The organism is Streptomyces sp. NPDC006516 (genome assembly GCF_040611875.1).
In the GTDB taxonomy this organism is placed as follows: domain Bacteria; phylum Actinomycetota; class Actinomycetes; order Streptomycetales; family Streptomycetaceae; genus Streptomyces.
Genome location: NZ_JBEXPD010000002.1, coordinates 96,948 through 115,073, shown reverse-complemented (window position 1 = coordinate 115,073; position 18,126 = coordinate 96,948). Strand labels below are relative to the sequence as shown.

Here is an 18,126-nt window from a genome sequence, read left to right as displayed (position 1 = left end):
TTGCGGTCGGCCTCGCGCGGGTGTGGTGCTGAGCCCGCACGGCCGTCCTGGGCCGCCGCAACGAGGGCGGCGAGGAGTTTTCCCGCCCTTGACGACGAGTACCGCGCGCCCTGAAGGACTCGGGTGCGGGGCCAATTCCGCGCCGCTCACACCACGACGGCCCCGCTCTCCCCCGAAACCCTCGACTCAGGCCGGTTGGCGTCACCCGTGCATGGCCGTGGAGCACCGCCGTGGGGCCGAACGGCTCCGGCCCCCACGGCGTCCAGGGGGTCACGCCCTGCGGCGTGCCACCTCGTAGAGCACGATGCCCGCGGCGACACCGGCGTTCAGGGACTCCGCGCCGCCCGGCATGGAGATCCGGACCCGGTAGTCGCAGGTCTCGCCGACCAGGCGGCCCAGGCCCTTGCCCTCGCTGCCGATCACGATGACGACCGGACCCGCCAGCTCCTCCAGGTCCTCGACGGTGTGCTCGCCGTCGGCGGCGAGACCGACGACCGTGAGGCCGGCCTTCTGGTAGCCCTCCAGGGCACGCGTGAGGTTGGTGACCCGGGAGACGGGGGTCCGGGCCGCGGTGCCGGCCGAGGACTTCCAGGCCCCGGCCGTCATCCCGGCCGCCCGGCGCTCGGGGACGACGACGCCGTGGCCGCCGAACGCGGACACGGAGCGGACGATCGCGCCGAGGTTGCGGGGGTCGGTGACACCGTCGAGGGCGACGATCAGCGGGTCCTCGTTGTTGTCGTACGCCGCGGCCGTGAGGTCCTCGGGGTGTGCGTACTCGTACGGCGGGACCTGGAGGACGAGGCCCTGGTGGTTCAGGCCGTTCGTCATGCGGTCCAGCTCGGGGCGCGGGGCCTCCATCAGGTGGATGTTGCCGCGCTCACCGGCGAGCTGCAGCGCCTCGCGGACCCGCTCGTCGTTGTCGATGTACTGCTGGACGTACAGGGTGGTCGCGGGGACGCCGTCGCGCAGCGCCTCGAAGACCGGGTTGCGGCCGACGACCATCTCCGACGTGCCCTTGGCGCCGCCACGACGCGGGGCGGGGCGGCGGGCCGCTGCCTGCTTGGCCTGGGCGTTCGCCACCCGGTTCTTCTTGTGTCCCTTACGGGCGGAGGCGGGCGGCGTCGGTCCCTTGCCTTCGAGACCACGGCGTCGCTGGCCACCGCTGCCGACCTGCATGCCCTTCTTGTTGGACGTGCGGCGGTTCCTGCGCTGGCTGTTCCCGGCCATGACCTACCTGTTTCGTTGCTTCAGAAATACGTCGTCAAGTGAAAGTGTGCCGCCCGGACGGCCGGGCGGCACATTTGCGCTGCTCACGCATGGTGCTGGTCCGCTCAGCGCGGCCCGAGGGTCCACCGGGGTCCGCTGGGGCTGTCCTCGATGACGAGGCCGGACTGGTTGAGCTGGTCGCGGATGGCGTCGGCGGCGGGCCAGTCCTTGCGCTCGCGTGCCGACTGGCGCTGGTCGAGGACGAGCCGTACGAGGGTGTCGACGACGCCGTGCAGGTCCTCTCCGCGGTCGCTCTCGCCCGCCCAGTGGGGATCGAGCGGGTCAAGACCCAGGACGCCGAGCATGGCGCGCACCTCGGCGAGGCGGGCGACGGCGGCTTCCTTGTCGTCGGCTGCGAGGGCGGAATTGCCCTGCCGGACGGTGGTGTGGACGATCGCGAGCGCCTGCGGGACGCCGAGGTCGTCGTCCATGGCCTCGGCGAACGCGGGCGGCACCTCGGCGGCGGCCTCGACCGGCCCCCCGGCCTTCTCCACCACGCGCTGGACGAAGCCCTCGATCCGCGCGAACGCGGACTCGGCCTCCCGCAGGGCTTCCTCGCTGTACTCGATCATGGAGCGGTAGTGCGGGGTGCCGAGGTAGTAGCGCAGGACGATGGGCCGCCACTGCTTGACCATCTCGCTGACCAGCACGGAGTTGCCGAGGGACTTCGACATCTTCTCGCCCGCCAGGGTGACCCAGCCGTTGTGCACCCAGTACTTCGCGAAGTCGTCGCCGAAGGCCTTGGCCTGAGCGATCTCGTTCTCGTGGTGCGGGAAGATCAGGTCGATGCCGCCGCCGTGGATGTCGAAGGCGGAGCCGAGGTATTTGTGCGCCATCGCGGAGCACTCGAGGTGCCAGCCGGGACGGCCGCGGCCCCACGGGGTCTCCCAGCTGGGCTCGCCCGGCTTGGTGGCCTTCCACATGGCGAAGTCGCGCTTGTCCCGCTTGCCGGTCTCGTTGTCCCCGGAGGGCTGGCGCAGGTCGTCGAGATCCTGGTTGGACAGCTCGAGGTATCCCTCGTACGAGCGGACGTCGAAGTAGACGTTGCCGTCGGCCTCGTAGGCGTGGCCGCGCTCGATGAGACCGCGCATCATCTCGATCATCTCGGGGACGTGCCCTGTGGCGCGCGGTTCGTACGTGGGCGGGAGGCAGCCCAGGGCGTCGTAGCCGTCGTTGAACGCGCGCTCGTTCTCGTAGCCGATGGACCACCAGGGGCGGTTCTGCTCGGCGGACTTCTTGATGATCTTGTCGTCGATGTCGGTGACATTCCGGATGAACGTCACGTCGTAACCGCGGTATTCGAACCAGCGGCGCATGATGTCGAAGTTCAGTCCGGACCTGATGTGCCCGATGTGCGGAGCGGCCTGGACAGTCGCGCCACAGAGGTAGATCGAGACACAGCCCGCGGTGAGCGGGACGAAGTCACGGATCTGCCGGGCGTTGGTGTCATGCAGGCGAATAGTCACTCCTCAAGGGTAGTGGGCCCGCACCAGTGCCCAGCGCCCCCTGTGGAAAACGTGTCACAACTGATCGGTGTCGGCCCCGGCGGGTCCGGGCGCGCCCCGGCCGGAGGGCAGGGTGAGGGCCAGTCCCGCGCCGGCCAGGGGGACGGCGGCGAGGACCGCCCACAGGACGGGTCCTGGCGTGTCGAGGAGCGTTCCGGTGGCCGCGCTGCCCACGAGGACGGCGAGGCCCGAGACCGAGGAGAGGGCACCCGTGGCGAGCCCGAGCCGACGGTCGTCGACCAGGTCGGGCACCAGTCCCCGCGCGGCCGGGACCAGCAGCATCTGGCCGAGCGTGAGCAGGACGACGAGCGCGGCCCCGGGGAGCAGCCCGGCGGGCCCGCCGGGGGCGAGCGGCACCGCGGCGAATCCGGCGGCCACGACCGCGAGACCGGCGACGAGTGCGGTACGCGGCGCGATGCGGCGCACGGACCAGCGGGTCAGGGGCAGCTGCGCCACCACGACGAGCAGCGAGGAGAGCGCGAACAGCCCGCCGAGCGCCCCCTGCGAGCCGGTGGCGCGCTCCACCTCGACGGGCAGGGCGAGGTACAGCTGGTTGTAGGAGACGAGGTAACAGCTGTAGGCGAGGCACAGGACGAGGAACGGCCGGTCGGACAGGATGCCGAGAGGCGGACGGGGACCCGCTGCGGCGGCCGGGACGCGTCGGGGCCTGCGCGGCATGAGGCGGGCGTGTCCCGCGAGTACGCCGACGAAGACCACGGCCCCGGCGAGACAGGCGGAACGGAATCCGCCGCCCAGGAGCAGCAGCAGACTGCCGAGGAGCGGTCCGATGAAGGCTCCGGCCTGTCCGGCGGCGGAGAACACCGCCAGGACCTGGGCGCGCGGGGTGCCGGAGGCGTGTTCGTGGGCGACGGCGGCCCTGGCGGTCTCGGATTCGACGGCGGGCGAGAAGAGGGCCGCGGCGAAGCCGATGAGCAGGACCGCGCCGGTCACGGTGGGGGTGGAGCCCGCCTGGGCGAGCCAGCAGAAGCCGGCGATGCGCAGGACACAGCCGGTGAGCACGACGGGCCGTGGGCCGTAGCGGTCGGTGAGGGCTCCGCCGACGACGAAGAGGCCCTGCTGGCTGAAGGTGCGCAGGCCCAGCACGAGCCCGACGAGCCACCCCGCCATGCCGAGCCCGTCGCCGAGGTGGGCGGCGAGGTAGGGCAGAACGGCGTAGAAGCCGATGTTGAAGGCGAACTGGGTGGTGGTCAGGAGCCGGATGTAGGGCTTGAGCGCCGGGGCGCCGGTGTCCTTGGTGGCCGTCGTCATCCGCGGCCCCTGCCCCGTACGGACGCCGAGGTCAGCACCGCGAGCGCGCCGAGGGCGGCGAGTGCTGCGGCGGGGGCGAGGACGGCCCAGGGGGCGCGTTCGGCGTAGGCCGTGTTCTCCGAGAGCATGCGGCCCCACTCCGGGGCGGGGGCCGCCGTCCCGAGCCCGAGGAAGCCGAGGGAGGCGAGCGCCAGTGCCATGGCCGGGATCCGCAGCACCGCGTGGCGTACGACCGGCGGGACGACGCCCGGCAGGATGTGGCGGCGCAGCCGGTGCCACCGCCCGGCCCCGAGGGACCGGGCCACGGCGACGTGGGGGGCGGCCCGCTCCTGCGCGGCGAGCGCGGCGGTGTGCGCGGCGAGCGGTGCCCAGGAGACGGCCGCGACGGCGCCTGCCGCGCCCCAGGGTCCGGGGCCCACGACGCCCGCGACGACGAGACCGGCCAGAACGGCGGGCAGCGCGTTGGCCGTCTCGGTGAGGGCGCCGGCGCGGACGGCTCCGGCGAGCAGTCCCAGGAGCAGGGTGACGGCGCTGACGGCGACGGCGGTGAGCACGGTCCTGGCGGCGCCGTGGGCGAGGCGGGCGAGGACGTCGCGGCCCAGGGAGTCGGTGCCCAGCGGATGGGCCGTCGAGGGTGAGGCGAGCCGGGCCGCGGCGTCGGCGTAGAGGGGGTCGCGCGCGAGGCCCGCGAGGACGACGGCGACGAACAGCGCCGCCAGGACCATCGCGGCGACGGTCACCGCGCGGCGCGCGGGGAGGGCCGGTGCGGCCAGTGGAGGCAGGGCGCCGTCGGTACGGGCCGGCCCGAGCAGCGCCCGGGAGCCGATCCGGGCCGCGAGTCCGGCGCCGACGCCGAGCAGGAGCAGCAGCAGCACGCAGGCCTGGAGGACGGGCAGGTCCTGGGCCAGGGCGGCGGACAGGGCCGTCCCGCCGAGCCCGGGAATGGCGTAGAGCGTCTCGACGGCGACCGCGCCTCCGGTGAGCCCGACGGTGACCAGGCCGAGTTGGGGCAGCAGGACGGGCAGTACGCGGCGCAGTGCCTGGACGGCGATCCGGCGGCCGGGCAGCCCGTGCGCGGTGGCCGCGCGCGCCCAGGGTTCGGCGAACGCCGCGGGCAGCGCGTCGTCCAGCAGCCGCCCGAGCAGCGCTCCGGCGGGGACGCCCATGGCGAGGGCGGGCAGGACGATCTGCTGGGGGCCGCCCCAGCCGAGGGCCGGGAACCAGCCCAGCTGCACGGCGAGGACGGTCGCCAGGACCGCGGCCAGGAGGAACTCCGGCAGTGCGGCGAGCACGGCGGCGCCGGCTCCGGCCCGGGTGGTGACGAGCCCGCGGCGGGCCCCGCGACGGAGGGTTCCGCCGGCGAGGGCGAGCGCGAGGAGGACGGCGACGCCGAGCGAGACGCCCATGAGGGTGAGGGAGACTCCGAACGCGGAGGTCACGTCGGGGCCGACCGGCTGCCCGGAGACCCAGGACTCACCCAGGTCGCCGCGGAGAAGCCCGGCGGCCCAGCCGCCGAGTACGTGCAGCGGGCCGCCGTCGAGTCCGGTCTCGGCGCGGATCGCGTCGAGCACCTCGGGTGTCGGCGGCCGGTCCGCGTACCGGGCGTGCAGGATCGTCAGCGCCGGGTCGGTACGGGTGAGCCGGGGCAGCAGCCCGATCACGGCGACGACGGCCAGGAGCGCACCGAGCCGTCCGGCCAGGTACCTCACGCGGGTCAGCCGAGGCGGGTGTCGGCGGTGATGAGCGTGCGTTCCATCGGGTCGAGTGCGACGCCTTCGACGCGGGCGTCGTCGTACCCCTGCACGAAGCGCTCGTGGACGAGCGGTACGAGTGCGTCGCTGCCCAGGACAGCGGCCTCGGCGGTCATCTCGGCGCGGTGGCGGGCGTCGGTTCCGGTCTGCGCCGCGGCCTTGCCGACGGCGGCGTCGACGCGCTCGTCGCAGAGCTGGGAGATGTTGAAGCTGCCGTCACACGTGAAGTCGGAGGCCAGGTAGGAGAGGGGGTCGGCGGTGTCCAGCAGGGTGTTGCGGGCCTGGATGAAGGCGTCGTACTTCCCTGCGAGCGCGTCGGCCTCCAGCTGCGCGTAGTCACGGACGACCTGCTTGACGGTGAAGCCGCGCTTCTCCAGCTGCTGCTGGACGAGCGTCGCGACCTCGGGGAGTTCGGGGCGGTTGGTGTAGGTGGCGAGGACGATCTCCTGCGTCCCGGCCACCTCGTCCCGGCCTGCCGCCTTCGCCCGGTCCGTCGGGGCGGTGCGCTGCTCCGCGGCCCAGGGGACGCCGGGGCCGAGGAGCCCTTGCGCGGTGTCGGCCCGTCCCTCGTACACCCCGTCGACCAGGGCCTTCGAGTCGATGGCCTCGCGGGCGGCGGCGCGCATGGCCGGGTCGGCGAAGACACCGTGCTCGGTGTTGAGCGAGAGGCCGTTGGTCCGGGCGGAGGGGAATTCGTGGACGTATGCGTCGCCGAGCAGCGCCGCCTGCGATATCGGCACGTATTCGGCCACGTCGACGCTCTTCGTCCGGAGCGCGTTCGCACGGGCTGTGCCGTCGGCGACGAAGGTGACGTCGACGCCCGGGGACTCGGCCTTGTCGCCCCAGTAGTCGGCGTTGCGCTCGAGGGTGGCGGCGACCGCGCCCTTGACCTCGGTCAGGGTGAACGGTCCGGTCGCGTGCCCGGCCGGGTTCACCTTGCCGTTCTTGTAGGCGCCGGCGGACAGGATCGTGAGGGAGGGGTTGGCGAGCCGCTGCGGGAGCAGCGGGTCCGCGTCCTCGGTGACGATCCGTACGGTGTCGGGGGCCGTGGCCGTCGCGACCAGGCTGGTGTCGGACAGCACCCGGGGCAGCGGGGACGCCTTGCCCGCCGCGGAGAGTGAGCGGACGACGGCGTCGGCGTCGACCTTCGCGCCGTCCTGGAAGACGGCGTCGCGGAGGGTGAACGTCCAGGTGGTGGGGTTGTTCCGCTTCCAGGACGTGGCGATCGCGGGCTGTGCCGCGCCGTTCTTGTCCAGTGTGGTGAGTCCCTCGATGACGGCGAGCCGGCTGAGGGTGACCGCGTCGTCCCCGTACGGGGACATGGCCTGGGCGGGCGGGAAGGCCATGACGACCCGGAGCCGCTGCGCGTCACCGGAGGCTCCGGAGCCGCTGGACGAGGAACAGGCGGCGAGCGGGAGCAGCAGAGCGGCGGCGATCACCGGCAGCGTGGCGCGGCGGTTTCGGGGCAGAGGCATGACGGAGACCCTATATGGAAACGATTATCATCAGATGTTCGAGGTGGCGTGACCATCGCCGGCATCGGGCATCGGCAGCTCGAAGTGGACGATGCCCTGTCCGCCTCCCGGCAACCGGCGTTCGTCACAGACCTCGTGGGCCAGGGACCGCCAGAACGGCTCGGCGCCCGGCACCGCCGGGTCGGTGTGCAGGTAGAGCGAGGTGTAGCCGCCCACCCGCGCGGCGAAGTCGCCGAGCTCCCGCACCAGCGTGCGGGCCAGGCCGTGCCTGCGGTGCTCGGGACGTACGTAGATCCGGCACAGCTGGGCCGTCGTACCGGAGGGGAAGCGGTCCGCGACCCACTGGGGGTTGGGCGGCGCCTGCGGACCGCGGTCCCGCACCGCACCTGTCGCGACGACCTCGTCGCCGTGCAGCGCGACGAGGAGCGTGCAGCGCCGGGGCAGCAGGTAGGCGCCCTCGAGGTCGATGATGTCGGCGTGCCAGCGCGGCACGTAGCCCGACCGCAGGTCGTGGTACACGGTGTCGAGCATCACGGCCCTTGCGCCGCCGATGTCCTGCGCGGTGGCGGTCCGCAGGACGTATCCGTCCGCCGACGCGTTCGGTTCGGTCCTCGCACCGGCGATCGCACTCAACACTGACGCCACCCTCGCTCCCGGCCCGTACGGCACATCACTTGCCGCATCAGCGTACGTGCAAGTGATGTGCAATAAGGCGGCGGGGTGCGCACCGGGGAGTCATCCGTGTGTCCGGGCCGGAGAGGCGGCCCGGGCACACCGCGCAAGGGCCCCCGCGTCAGCCCTCGGTGCGGTGGACCAGGGCGGTTGCGATGCCCGCGATGCCCTCGCCCCGGCCCGTGAACCCGAGGCCGTCCGACGTCGCCGCGGAGAGCGAGACCGGGGCTCCCACCGCCTCGGACAGCACCTTCTGGGCCTCTTCGCGCCGCTTGCCGATCTTGGGGCGGAGTCCGACGACCTGCACGGCCACGTTGCCGATCTCGAAGCCCTCGGCACGCACGATCCGCGCGGCCTCGGTGAGCAGGGTGACGCCCGACGCACCTGACCACTCGGGCCGGCCGGTGCCGAAGTGCTGTCCCAGGTCACCGAGTCCGGCGGCCGAGAACAGGGCGTTGCAGGCGGCGTGCGCCACGACGTCGGCGTCGGAGTGCCCAGCCAGTCCGGGGCCCTCGCCCTCCCACAGCAGCCCGGCACACCAGAGCTCGCGGCCTTCCTCGAAGGCGTGGATGTCGGTCCCGATGCCGACACGCGGGATCACGGGGGCGGGCTGCCGCCGCACGGTCTCAGAATCCATCGTTCGCCCTCCGGCGTGCGAGAACGGCCTCGGCCAGCACCAGGTCGAGCGGCCGGGTCACCTTGAACGCCTCCTCGTGGCCGGGCACGACGACGACGGGCGAACCCGTCCGCTCGACCATGCCCGCGTCGTCGGTCGCGCCCTCGCCGTCCACGGCCACGCTCTCGTGCGCCAGGACCAGCGCGTCCCGGGCGAAACCCTGAGGAGTCTGCACGGCCCGGAGCCTCGCCCGTACGGGAGTCGAGAGCACCGGTTCCGGACGGCCCGGCTCCCCCGGCTCGACCTCCTTGACGGTGTCGGCGAGCGGAAGCGCGGGGACGACGGCCGGAGCCCCGTCCCGCACGGCCTCGATGACGGCGTCCACGGTGTCGACCGGCACGAGGGGCCGGGCGGCGTCGTGGACGAGCACGACGGAGACGTCGTCGGGCAGGACGTCGAGGCCGAGCTTCACGGACTCCTGGCGGGTCGCGCCACCGGGGACGACGACGTAGTCGGTGCGCTCGGGCAGGGCGTGCCCGTCGATGAGGTTCTTGACCTCCTGCGCGCCGTCCGGCGGAGCGACCACGACGACGAGACTCACGGCGCGGGACGCGGCCATCGCCCGTACGGCGTGGATCAGCATGGGGGTACCGCCGAGCGCGCGGAGCGCCTTGGGGGTACCGGGGCCGAGCCGGACGCCGCGGCCGGCCGCCGGGATCACCGCGGCGGTGCGGGAGCGGCTCGGTTCAGCAGGCGTCGGTGACATCGATGACATCGGTTGCACTCCGAAGCTTCGGCAGGTTTGTTTCCACGGCCGACATGGGTATGGCCTGGGCGTGCCCCCGACCGTAGGTTGGGGGGAGGGCCTGGCGCGACGCCTTGACCTGACCGGGAACCCTTCCGTGACCCCCGGTCGGCCGAGCCGCGCAGGGCTCGGTGGGGCTTGCTGAGGGGGACGGCGCCGAAGGCGACCCGCGCATCCCGGTGGATTCCTTCGAATCCGGCGTCCGGACCCGGGTCCGAAACATGTCCCGGACCGGCTCCGAACATGCCGCGGCGCCCGACGACTTACCGTAGAAACGGCTGGTCAGCGGGCACCGCGGCACAATGTGTTACGACCGGATTCGTCAGCCGGTGGCACCGGTCGCCGGCGTCGTCCGGGTCAGGACGCGAGAACCTCGTCGAGCAGGGCCTCGGCCTTGTCCTCGTTCGTGTTCTCCGCGAGAGCGAGCTCGCTCACCAGGATCTGGCGGGCCTTGGCAAGCATGCGCTTCTCACCTGCGGAGAGTCCGCGCTCGCGCTCACGGCGCCACAGGTCACGCACGACTTCCGCGACCTTGATGACGTCGCCCGAGGCGAGCTTCTCGAGATTTGCCTTGTAACGTCGGGACCAGTTCGTCGGCTCTTCGGCGTACGGCGCGCGCAGCACCTCGAAGACCCGGTCCAGCCCTTCCTGCCCGACGACATCGCGCACGCCGACGAACTCCGCATTGTCCGCCGGTACACGAACCGTCAAGTCGCCCTGGGCGACCTTGAGCACCAAGTAGGTCTTGTCCACGCCTTTGATCTGGCGAGTTTCGATAGCCTCGATCAGCGCGGCCCCGTGATGGGGATAGACCACGGTGTCGCCAACCTTGAACGTCATGTGACAGGTACCCCTTCCGTGGCTATCCAGAGTAACACGAGAACGGCTTCTCCTGAATGGCGTTTTCGCAGGTCAGGGCATATCTCGGGGCTTGACAACTGCGCCACGAACGTGCTGCGCGAGGCTTCCCGAAGGCGATATTCGCAGGTCGGAGCGGGCGTACGGCCGAGCGGAAACACCTGCGTCACACACGCCGGAAGGCCTCCAGAAGGGGCCGAACGTCCCGTTTTGTCGGATTCCGGATGGTGAACTTTCCGTACCCCGTTCGGACATCGATCACCCGTACGGACCTTAGCGTCCGTGGCCATTGAAATTGATCACCGCCCGGACCCCGGGTGGATTATGCGCGGGAAATGCGCCACGGCCGGTAAATCGATCACCCGCCGATCAAGATGCCGGTCACCCGCGTTTTGTGAACGGCGTGCGAAACAGCATGGCCAGGAGGGGTACGGCGCGCCTACGAGAAGCGTCGCGTCCCCGTACGGGAGACGGACGGAGCGCGGCCGGCGGCCCGCCCGGGCGTGGCGGGAGCTTTCGGTCCACAGCTCGGCCGCCCACAGGGGCGGGTCGGGTGCGGACCCGGGAGGGCGGCTCGGTAACCTGAGCCCGCTGACACACACTTAGGGCGGCTTTACGGCCGCTCGGGCCTTCCTGTCCGCAGAGTCCGAAGTCCGCAGTCCGATCGTTCAAGGAGTTGCCGCCGCCGTGAGCCGCAGCCTTCGACACGGCGCCCTCGCCGCCACTGCCCTCGTGTTCTCGATCGCCACGCTGTCGGCCTGCGCCGCCGGCAACAACGCGCAGACGCTTCAGGTCAGGCCGGACAACGCGGCCACCGCCGTCGGCTCCCTCAAGATCCAGAACCTGAACGTCATCACGCAGCCCGGGCACGAAGCCGAGGGCCCGGCCGTCATCGCCGGCACGCTGTTCAACGACAGCGCGAAGCGTGAGGTCCTGGAGAAGATCACGCTGCCCGGCAGCAACGCCACGGTGAAGCTGAACGCCGCCAAGGGCAAGGGGCCGCTCGTGGTCCCGGCCGGCGGACGGGTCATCCTCGGCGGCGCGAACAACGCCTCCGCCGTCATCGAGAACGGCCGCCAGGTCGGGGCCGACGGCAGTGTGCAGACCGTCGTCTTCACGTTCAGCGAGACCGGGGACGTCGAGCTCGGTGCCGCCGTCGTGCCGGCGACCAGCTTCTTCGAGGACTTCGGCCCGGGCACGCTGCCCACCCCGAAGCCCACGCCCACTCCCTCGGAGTCCGAGTCCGGCGCCACGGGTGAGCCGACCGACGGGACCTCCGAGAGTCCCTCGGAGACCGGCTCGGCCTCGCCGGAGGGCGACAGCGCCGCCGCCGACACCCACTGATCACGCGGTTGGGGGGTGTCTCCGGCGGAGACACCCCCCAACTCAGCCCGCGCACCCGCCGCCCAGCGCGCTCAGTTCCGCTGTCTCGCCGCTCTCCGGCACCGGGCCGGTTTACGGCTCGAACTTGTAGCCCAGGCCACGCACCGTCACCAGGTACCTAGGCGCGCCGGGGTCGGGCTCGATCTTGGCGCGGAGCCGCTTGACGTGGACGTCCAGGGTCTTGGTGTCACCCACGTAGTCCGCGCCCCAGACCCGGTCGATCAGCTGCATACGCGTCAGCACGCGCCCCGCGTTGCGCAGGAGCATCTCCAGCAGGTCGAACTCCTTCAGCGGGAGGTCGACCTTGCCGCCGGAGACCGTGACGACGTGGCGGTCCACGTCCATCCGGACCGGTCCGGCCTCCAGCGCTGCCGGAGTGACCTCCTCCGGCTCGCCGCGGCGGCGCAGGACCGCGCGGATGCGGGCGACCAGTTCCCGCGAGGAGAAGGGCTTGGTGACGTAGTCATCGGCTCCTATCTCCAGGCCGACGACCTTGTCGATCTCGCTGTCCTTCGCGGTGACCATGATCACCGGGACGTTGGACCGGACACGCAGCTGCCGGCAGACCTCCGTACCCGGCAGGCCGGGAAGCATCAGGTCGAGCAGGACGAGGTCGGCGCCGTTGCGCTCGAACTCGTCGAGGCCGTCCGGGCCGGTGGCCGCGATGGCCACCTCGAAGCCTTCCTTGCGCAGCATGTAGGAAAGGGCGTCGCTGAAGGATTCCTCATCCTCGACGACAAGCACTCGGGTCACGGAAGAGCCTCCGGGGCAGGAAATGGTTCGTAAGAATCGGTCTCGTACGGTCCCTCGTCGTCAACTGCACCGTTGACGACGAGCGCTCCGCCGGTGGTACGTCCCCGTACGACGCCCGACTCGGGCAGTCGCAGGGTGAAGGTGGAGCCCTGGCCTTCCGAGCTCCATACGGTGACCTCCCCGCCGTGCGAGGCGGCCACATGCTTGACGATGGCGAGGCCGAGACCGGTGCCACCGGTGGCCCGTGAGCGGGCCGGGTCGACTCGGTAGAACCGCTCGAACACGCGCTCGCGGTCCTTCTCGGAGATGCCGATGCCCTGGTCGGTCACGGCTATCTCGATCAGATCCCCGCCGGGCGCGGACAGTTTCCGCGCCGCGATTCCGACGCGCGTGCGTGCGGGGCTGTAGTTGACGGCATTCTCCACGAGATTGCCGAGGGCAGCGGCCAGCTGACTGCGGTTCCCCCAGACCGTGAGGTCCGCCGCGCCGCCCGATGCCATGGTGATCTGCTTGGAACCGGCCTGCTGGCGGCACCGGTCGACGGCCTCGGCGACCAGCTGTTCCACCCGTACGGGTTCGGCGTCCTCCAGCGGGTCGTCGTTCTGCACCCGGGAGAGGTCGATCAGCTCCTGGACGAGGTTGGTCAGCCGGGTCGCCTCGATCTCCATACGGCCGGCGAACCGCTGCACCGCCTCCGGGTCGTCGGACGCGTCCATGACCGCTTCGGAGAGCAGGGAGAGCGCGCCGACCGGGGTCTTGAGCTCATGGCTGACGTTGGCGACGAAGTCGCGCCGTACCGCCTCTATGCGCCGGGCCTCGGTGAGGTCCTCGACCAGCAGCAGAACCAGGCGTGAGCCCAGCGGGGCGACCCTCGCCGAGACGGCGAGCGCCTCGCCCCGGCCCGTGCCGCGGCGCGGGAGGTCCAGTTCCACCTGTCGTATCTCACCGTCACGCCGGGTGTCCCTGGCCATGTGGAGCATCGGCTCGACCGCGAGGCGTCCGCCCCTGACCAGGCCGAGCGCGTAGGCGGCCGAGCTGGCCTTGACCACGCTGTCGCTCTCGTCGAGCACGACGGCCGAGGAGCTGAGCACGGACAGGACCGTGTCCACCCCCGGGGGCAGGGCGGCGTTGCCGTCGGGCCGCAGGGACGTACGCGTGGGGCGCTTCTGCTCGCGTTCGCTCCATCGGAACGCCAGCATGGCGATCACACCGGTGCAGAGCCCGGCGATCGCGGCAGCTGCGGCGACCGCCGCGTTCACGTCCATGCTTCAAGGTTATGCGGGCTCGCCGACACTCTCCCAGCCATCCGGGTGCCTTCTCGAACACTCGTCGCCCAGAGTTCACCAAGGGGATAGTGCCGGTTCACTTGGGTGGTCGGATCCCGACGCGTAGGCCCCGCACCGTGGCACCGTGGGGGTCGGCCCTAGACCCCGGCCTCAGCAAGGATCTGGAGAGGGACTTCCATGCGCGACGCTTACCACGAGGAACTCGATTCGATCGGCGAAGGCCTGGTCGAGATGGCCCGGCTCGTCGGCTCGGCGATCGGACGGGCCACGACCTCCATGCTGGACGCCGATCTCAAGCTCGCGGAGAGCGTGATCGCCGCGGACCAGAAGGTCGACGACCTCCAGCACGACCTGGAGGCACGCGCCATCGCGCTCCTCGCCCGCCAGCAGCCCGTCGCCACCGATCTGCGGATCGTGGTCACCTCGCTGCGCATGAGCGCCGACCTGGAGCGCTCGGGCGACCTCGCCCAGCACGTCGCCAAGCTGGCACGGCTGCGCTTCCCCGCGTCCGCGGTGCCGCACGACCTGCACGCCACCATCCTGGAGATGGGTCAGCTCGCGCAGCGGCTGATGGCCAAGGCCGCCGAGGTCATCATCACGAAGGACGTCGATCTGGCGCTCCAGCTGGAGCAGGACGACGACGAGATGGACCTGCTGCACCGCACGCTGTTCCAGCACCTGATGGACGACCGCTGGAAGCACGGCATCGAGACCGCCGTGGACGTGACGCTGCTGGGCCGCTACTACGAGCGCTTCGCCGACCACGCGGTCTCGGTCGCGAAGCGCGTCGTCTACCTGGTCACCGGCGAACACGCGGACGAGATCCAGGCGGCCACGCCGGTGGAGGGGGCGTAGGGGGGCGCGAGCGCCAGGGTGGTCGTACCTCTGTCCCCACCCTCGTGCGCCGTTGAAGCGCCCTCAGGGCTGGGCATGCAATGGGTGCGGGGGCGGCGCGGCATGCCTGCGGCCCCCGTCGTCGGCATGTGTGGCCCACGCATGTGCCGTACGCCGTCGAGTCGTACGCCCTGAGGAGGGACCATGGCCGATTCCCCCGTGACCGAACCCCAGCAGGAGACCCCGACCGAAGTGGTGCACCTGCCCGTGCTGGGAGCCTGCGGTTGCGGCTCGGGCTGCGGGTGCGGCTGCCAGTCCGGCGCGCCGTGCCAGTGCGGCGGCTGAGCCCGGCCGAATCCTGCGGCGGGGCCCCGTCACGGACGCGTGTCCGTCGCGGGGCCCCGCCGCGGCGCGCTGCTCGGACCGCGGGCGCGACATCTGGGACCGCGGGCTCGGGCCCTCAGACCGCGGGCTCGGGCGCCGTGCGGTCCTCGGGCGCCGCCTGATCCTCGGGCGCCGCCTGATCCTCGGACGCCGTGCGGTCCTCGGACGCCGTCGACGCCGCGACCACCGGCTCGGGCAGTTCCAGGTTCCGCATCAGCAGCCAGTAACCCGCCGCGGTCACCGTGCCGAGCACCGCGCAGGTCCCCCAGAGCCAGGCCGCACCGTAGTGGTCGATCACGAAGCCCGACATCAGGGGCGCGATGAGCGCCGCGACCGACCAGGACATCGTGTACATGCCCTGGTAACGGCCCCTGCCGTGCGCCGGGGCCAGCTGTACGACGAGCCCCGTCTGCGTCGGCGCGTTGACGATCTCGGCGAGGGTCCAGACGCACACCGTCAGCGCGTACACCCCCACCGATCCCGCGAAGGCGGTCAGCCCGAAGCCGTAGCCCGCGAGGGCGGACGAGATGATCAGCAGCCGTCGCGGATCGCGGTGCTGGATGAAGCGGGTGACCGGGATCTGCAGCGCCACGATCAGCACGCCGTTGACGGCGATGGCCGTGCCGAAGTCGGAACTGGACAGCCCGTCCGTACCCATGGCCACCGGCAGACCCACGTATCCCTGCTGGAAGATCAGCGCCACCAGGAAGGACAGGCCGACGACTCCCATGTAGCGCCCGTCACGCAGGACGGTGCTCAGCCGCACATCGTCCGGCGCGGCCTCCCCGGCCTTCCGGGGCTCCTCCTCCGGCCGGGATTCCGGCACCTTGAGGAAGACGACGACGGCGCACAGCAGCGTCAGGAGGGCCTCTCCCAGGAAGCCGGCCATGTAGCTGTACTCCGCGATGAAGCCGGCTCCGGCCGAGGAGACCGCGAACCCGAGGTTCACCGCCCAGTAGTTGAGCGAGAAGGCCCGCACCCGGTCCTCGGGCCGCACGATGTCGGCCATCATCGCCTGCACGGCCGGCCGCGAGGCGTTGCTCGCCATTCCCACGACGAAGGCGACGCCCGCGATCGCGACCGGGTGCACCATGAAGCCGAGCACGGCCACCGACACGGCGGTCGAGAGCTGCGCGATCAGCATGGTGGGCCGACGCCCCAGCCGGTCGGTCATCACCCCGGCACCGAGCGACGAGACGACCCCGCCGAGCCCGTGCAGCGAGGCGACGAGACCGGCGTACGAGGCGGAGTAGCCCCGGTCCAGGGTCAGGTAGAGGGCCATGAAGGTGGCGACGAACGCCCCGAGGCGGTTGACCAGAGTGCTGGTCCACAGCCACCAGAACTCCCTGGGGAGGCCGGCGACCGTCTCGTGTGCCGCCTTTCTGAGACCGGCGACAGACATAGGGCTTCCCCCCGGGGACGTGCGTGTACGGATGGGTGCGGGCGGACTCTGTAAGCGGCCCAACAGCTGTCCGAACATTACGAAAGCGGGTTCCCCGGCCGCCACTGGATTGACGCCGACCGTCAATCGTGGCTTCACCGTCCCGCCCCGTGTCCGCCCTGTGACCGAGCGCGCGGAGCTCGCGCGGGTTCGATTACGCTCGGACCCATGGCCGACGCACCGTACAAGCTGATCCTCCTCCGCCACGGCGAGAGCGAATGGAACGCGAAGAACCTGTTCACCGGATGGGTGGACGTAGACCTCACCGACAAGGGCGAGAAGGAGGCGGTCCGCGGCGGTGAGCTGCTCAAGGACGCCGGCCTGCTCCCCGACGTCGTGCACACCTCCCTCCAGAAGCGCGCGATCCGCACCGCCCAGCTCGGGCTGGAGGCCGCGGACCGCCACTGGATCCCCGTGCACCGCTCCTGGCGCCTGAACGAGCGCCACTACGGCGCCCTCCAGGGCAAGGACAAGGCCCAGACGCTCGCCGAGTTCGGCGAGGAGCAGTTCATGCTCTGGCGCCGCTCGTACGACACCCCGCCGCCCGCCCTCGAGGACGGCACCGAGTTCTCGCAGAGCGCCGACCCGCGCTACGCGACGATCCCGACGGAGCTGCGCCCGCGCACGGAGTGCCTCAAGGACGTCGTCATCCGCATGCTTCCCTACTGGTACGACGGCATCGTCCCGGACCTCCTCGACGGCAAGACCGTCCTGGTCGCCGCCCACGGCAACAGCCTGCGCGGCCTGGTGAAGCACCTGGACGGCATCTCCGACGACGCCATCTCGGGCCTCAACATCCCGACCGGCATCCCGCTCTCCTACGAGCTGGACGCCGACTTCCGCCCCCTGAACCCGGGCGGCACGTACCTCGACCCGGACGCCGCGAAGGCCGCGATCGAGGCCGTGAAGAACCAGGGCAAGAAGAAGTAAGAATAATGATCATGCCCCTGACCTGCGCTCACGGCGCAGATCGGGGGCATTTTCCTTCTCCGGGCCCCCGCTGGGCCCTCAGCACGGAGAGTCGTCCGGCCTCAGGGCCCTGCCGAACGCTCGCCGTGGCAGCACGGTAGGCACCCGGGCTCTCAGATCTCGTCCCGGGCGCGGCATCGGTGTTCAGGGAAGAGGCCACGGCTGCGTGGGCGGGCCGGTGGCCTCCCTTGCCCGGGAACGGCGGTCGGCGGTTGTGCTTTGACGGCCCCAGGGACGGCGTTGGGTGCCCCGTCTCCGTGGAGTTTGACGATTTTCACCGAAGATGACCGGTCAATCCTGATCAGGCGCGGGCGTCGAGCGGCCGGTCCTGTCAGGGGTGGAGGTTAGCCTGCGGCAAAGCCGAGGGTCGGCGACCAGGGAGGGTTGTGCTGTGGGTGGCAACGAGTGGACGGCGACCGGGCCCTACCAGGAGGATCTGGCGGCTGCGTTCCGGCAGGCTCAGGGCCAGGAGTTGGCGAAGGATGATCACGGTTTTCCGGGGCGGGGCATCGTCGAGCTGTGGGAGGACGAGGGCTGGCAGGAGTACATCCTGACCGGAGGCACCTGCACGGTGCTCGACTTCTACGAGCTGATCGACGCCGATGCAGGTGACGAGTTCGCCATGATGCGCCCCTTGACCGAGGACGAGATCCGCAGCTGGGCTCCCGACGGTCGACCCACGCGTGACCAGTGGGATGCCGCGACACGTCGACTGCTCGACCCGATCGGCCGTGGAACAGGCCGGTGCACAGTGCTGTATCGGGATGGCGAACCAGCCGAGGTCGCCTACTGGGGCTGTACCGCGGACTAGCGTCCAATGCTGGTCAGACTCCGCTGGGACTGGACAGTTGACGGCTGG

At 71.4% G+C, this 18,126-nt stretch carries 17 protein-coding genes; 5 read left to right on the top strand and 12 right to left on the bottom strand.

Features of this window, described 5'->3' with window-relative positions; genetic code table 11:
• Window positions 1-270: 270 nt before the first annotated feature.
• From rlmB to ABZY45_RS06510, 9 genes are all read right to left on the bottom strand, one after another.
• The gene (gene rlmB, locus ABZY45_RS06550) at window positions 271-1,227 is read right to left on the bottom strand and encodes a 23S rRNA (guanosine(2251)-2'-O)-methyltransferase RlmB (RefSeq protein WP_356736833.1); all 957 of its coding nucleotides are present in this window, start codon (window positions 1,225-1,227) and stop codon (window positions 271-273) included.
• A gap of 104 nt (window positions 1,228-1,331) precedes the next feature.
• Window positions 1,332-2,732 carry a cysteine--tRNA ligase gene (gene cysS, locus ABZY45_RS06545; RefSeq protein ID WP_356736831.1) on the bottom strand — a complete coding sequence of 467 codons (1,401 nt, stop codon included), beginning with the start codon at window positions 2,730-2,732 and terminating at the stop codon, window positions 1,332-1,334.
• A 54-nt stretch (window positions 2,733-2,786) separates the two neighbouring features.
• Window positions 2,787-4,040: an MFS transporter gene (locus tag ABZY45_RS06540; RefSeq protein WP_356736829.1), complete on the bottom strand. Its 1,254-nt coding sequence runs from the start codon at window positions 4,038-4,040 to the stop codon at window positions 2,787-2,789.
• On the bottom strand, window positions 4,037-5,749 hold the full coding sequence (locus ABZY45_RS06535) for an ABC transporter permease subunit (RefSeq protein ID WP_356736827.1): 1,713 nt from the start codon (window positions 5,747-5,749) through the stop codon (window positions 4,037-4,039). Before ABZY45_RS06535 ends, ABZY45_RS06540 begins: the two co-directional genes overlap by 4 nt.
• A gap of 5 nt (window positions 5,750-5,754) precedes the next feature.
• Window positions 5,755-7,266, bottom strand: coding sequence for an ABC transporter substrate-binding protein (locus tag ABZY45_RS06530; RefSeq protein WP_356736825.1), 1,512 nt, complete (start codon window positions 7,264-7,266; stop codon window positions 5,755-5,757).
• A 30-nt stretch (window positions 7,267-7,296) separates the two neighbouring features.
• Window positions 7,297-7,902, bottom strand: a complete 606-nt coding sequence (locus tag ABZY45_RS06525) for a GNAT family N-acetyltransferase (protein WP_356738685.1) — start codon at window positions 7,900-7,902, stop codon at window positions 7,297-7,299.
• Window positions 7,903-8,059: 157 nt separating this feature from the next.
• Complete coding sequence (ispF, locus tag ABZY45_RS06520) at window positions 8,060-8,575, bottom strand: 2-C-methyl-D-erythritol 2,4-cyclodiphosphate synthase (RefSeq protein WP_356736823.1); 516 nt, start codon at window positions 8,573-8,575, stop codon at window positions 8,060-8,062.
• On the bottom strand, window positions 8,565-9,329 hold the full coding sequence (gene ispD / locus ABZY45_RS06515) for a 2-C-methyl-D-erythritol 4-phosphate cytidylyltransferase (protein ID WP_356736821.1): 765 nt from the start codon (window positions 9,327-9,329) through the stop codon (window positions 8,565-8,567). The genes ispF and ispD overlap by 11 nt, the downstream gene beginning before the upstream one ends.
• 387 nt (window positions 9,330-9,716) lie before the next feature.
• Window positions 9,717-10,199 carry a CarD family transcriptional regulator gene (locus ABZY45_RS06510; protein ID WP_006380568.1) on the bottom strand — a complete coding sequence of 161 codons (483 nt, stop codon included), beginning with the start codon at window positions 10,197-10,199 and terminating at the stop codon, window positions 9,717-9,719.
• 705 nt (window positions 10,200-10,904) lie between these two features.
• Between ABZY45_RS06510 and ABZY45_RS06505 the strand changes: the two genes are divergently transcribed.
• Window positions 10,905-11,561: a DUF461 domain-containing protein gene (locus tag ABZY45_RS06505; RefSeq protein WP_356736819.1), complete on the top strand. Its 657-nt coding sequence runs from the start codon at window positions 10,905-10,907 to the stop codon at window positions 11,559-11,561.
• A 111-nt stretch (window positions 11,562-11,672) separates the two neighbouring features.
• On the opposite strand, the gene ABZY45_RS06500 is transcribed toward ABZY45_RS06505, so the two are convergent.
• Both ABZY45_RS06500 and ABZY45_RS06495 read right to left on the bottom strand, forming a co-directional pair.
• The gene (locus ABZY45_RS06500; protein WP_014047499.1) at window positions 11,673-12,353 is read right to left on the bottom strand and encodes a response regulator transcription factor; all 681 of its coding nucleotides are present in this window, start codon (window positions 12,351-12,353) and stop codon (window positions 11,673-11,675) included.
• Window positions 12,350-13,618 carry an ATP-binding protein gene (locus ABZY45_RS06495; protein WP_356736816.1) on the bottom strand — a complete coding sequence of 423 codons (1,269 nt, stop codon included), beginning with the start codon at window positions 13,616-13,618 and terminating at the stop codon, window positions 12,350-12,352. The genes ABZY45_RS06500 and ABZY45_RS06495 overlap by 4 nt, the downstream gene beginning before the upstream one ends.
• A gap of 198 nt (window positions 13,619-13,816) precedes the next feature.
• On the opposite strand from ABZY45_RS06495, the gene phoU reads away from it, so the two are divergent.
• On the top strand, window positions 13,817-14,494 hold the full coding sequence (gene phoU, locus ABZY45_RS06490; RefSeq protein ID WP_356736814.1) for a phosphate signaling complex protein PhoU: 678 nt from the start codon (window positions 13,817-13,819) through the stop codon (window positions 14,492-14,494).
• Between the two features lie 183 nt (window positions 14,495-14,677).
• The gene (locus ABZY45_RS06485) at window positions 14,678-14,818 is read left to right on the top strand and encodes a hypothetical protein (protein ID WP_167748631.1); all 141 of its coding nucleotides are present in this window, start codon (window positions 14,678-14,680) and stop codon (window positions 14,816-14,818) included.
• 115 nt (window positions 14,819-14,933) lie between these two features.
• On the opposite strand, the gene ABZY45_RS06480 is transcribed toward ABZY45_RS06485, so the two are convergent.
• On the bottom strand, window positions 14,934-16,259 hold the full coding sequence (locus tag ABZY45_RS06480; protein WP_356736812.1) for an MFS transporter: 1,326 nt from the start codon (window positions 16,257-16,259) through the stop codon (window positions 14,934-14,936).
• Between the two features lie 207 nt (window positions 16,260-16,466).
• Here ABZY45_RS06480 and ABZY45_RS06475 point away from each other — a divergent pair, with 207 nt between their 5' ends.
• A complete protein-coding gene (locus ABZY45_RS06475; RefSeq protein WP_356736810.1) occupies window positions 16,467-17,228 on the top strand; it encodes a phosphoglyceromutase in 762 nt (253 codons plus the stop codon).
• A gap of 430 nt (window positions 17,229-17,658) precedes the next feature.
• Window positions 17,659-18,078: a hypothetical protein gene (locus tag ABZY45_RS06470; protein WP_356736808.1), complete on the top strand. Its 420-nt coding sequence runs from the start codon at window positions 17,659-17,661 to the stop codon at window positions 18,076-18,078.
• Window positions 18,079-18,126 lie beyond the last annotated feature (48 nt).

What these genes read in the sequence shown, in the direction of transcription:
- ispF (WP_356736823.1), bottom strand. Translation starts at nt 8,575, where the DNA reads ATGGATTCTGAGACCGTGCGGCGGCAGCCCGCCCCCGTGATCCCGCGT.
- ABZY45_RS06485 (WP_167748631.1), top strand. Translation starts at nt 14,678, where the DNA reads ATGGCCGATTCCCCCGTGACCGAACCCCAGCAGGAGACCCCGACCGAA.
- phoU (WP_356736814.1), top strand. Translation starts at nt 13,817, where the DNA reads ATGCGCGACGCTTACCACGAGGAACTCGATTCGATCGGCGAAGGCCTG.
- rlmB (WP_356736833.1), bottom strand. Translation starts at nt 1,227, where the DNA reads ATGGCCGGGAACAGCCAGCGCAGGAACCGCCGCACGTCCAACAAGAAG.
- ABZY45_RS06530 (WP_356736825.1), bottom strand. Translation starts at nt 7,266, where the DNA reads ATGCCTCTGCCCCGAAACCGCCGCGCCACGCTGCCGGTGATCGCCGCC.
- ABZY45_RS06495 (WP_356736816.1), bottom strand. Translation starts at nt 13,618, where the DNA reads ATGGACGTGAACGCGGCGGTCGCCGCAGCTGCCGCGATCGCCGGGCTC.
- ABZY45_RS06510 (WP_006380568.1), bottom strand. Translation starts at nt 10,199, where the DNA reads ATGACGTTCAAGGTTGGCGACACCGTGGTCTATCCCCATCACGGGGCC.
- ispD (WP_356736821.1), bottom strand. Translation starts at nt 9,329, where the DNA reads ATGTCATCGATGTCACCGACGCCTGCTGAACCGAGCCGCTCCCGCACC.
- ABZY45_RS06540 (WP_356736829.1), bottom strand. Translation starts at nt 4,040, where the DNA reads ATGACGACGGCCACCAAGGACACCGGCGCCCCGGCGCTCAAGCCCTAC.
- ABZY45_RS06480 (WP_356736812.1), bottom strand. Translation starts at nt 16,259, where the DNA reads ATGTCTGTCGCCGGTCTCAGAAAGGCGGCACACGAGACGGTCGCCGGC.
- ABZY45_RS06475 (WP_356736810.1), top strand. Translation starts at nt 16,467, where the DNA reads ATGGCCGACGCACCGTACAAGCTGATCCTCCTCCGCCACGGCGAGAGC.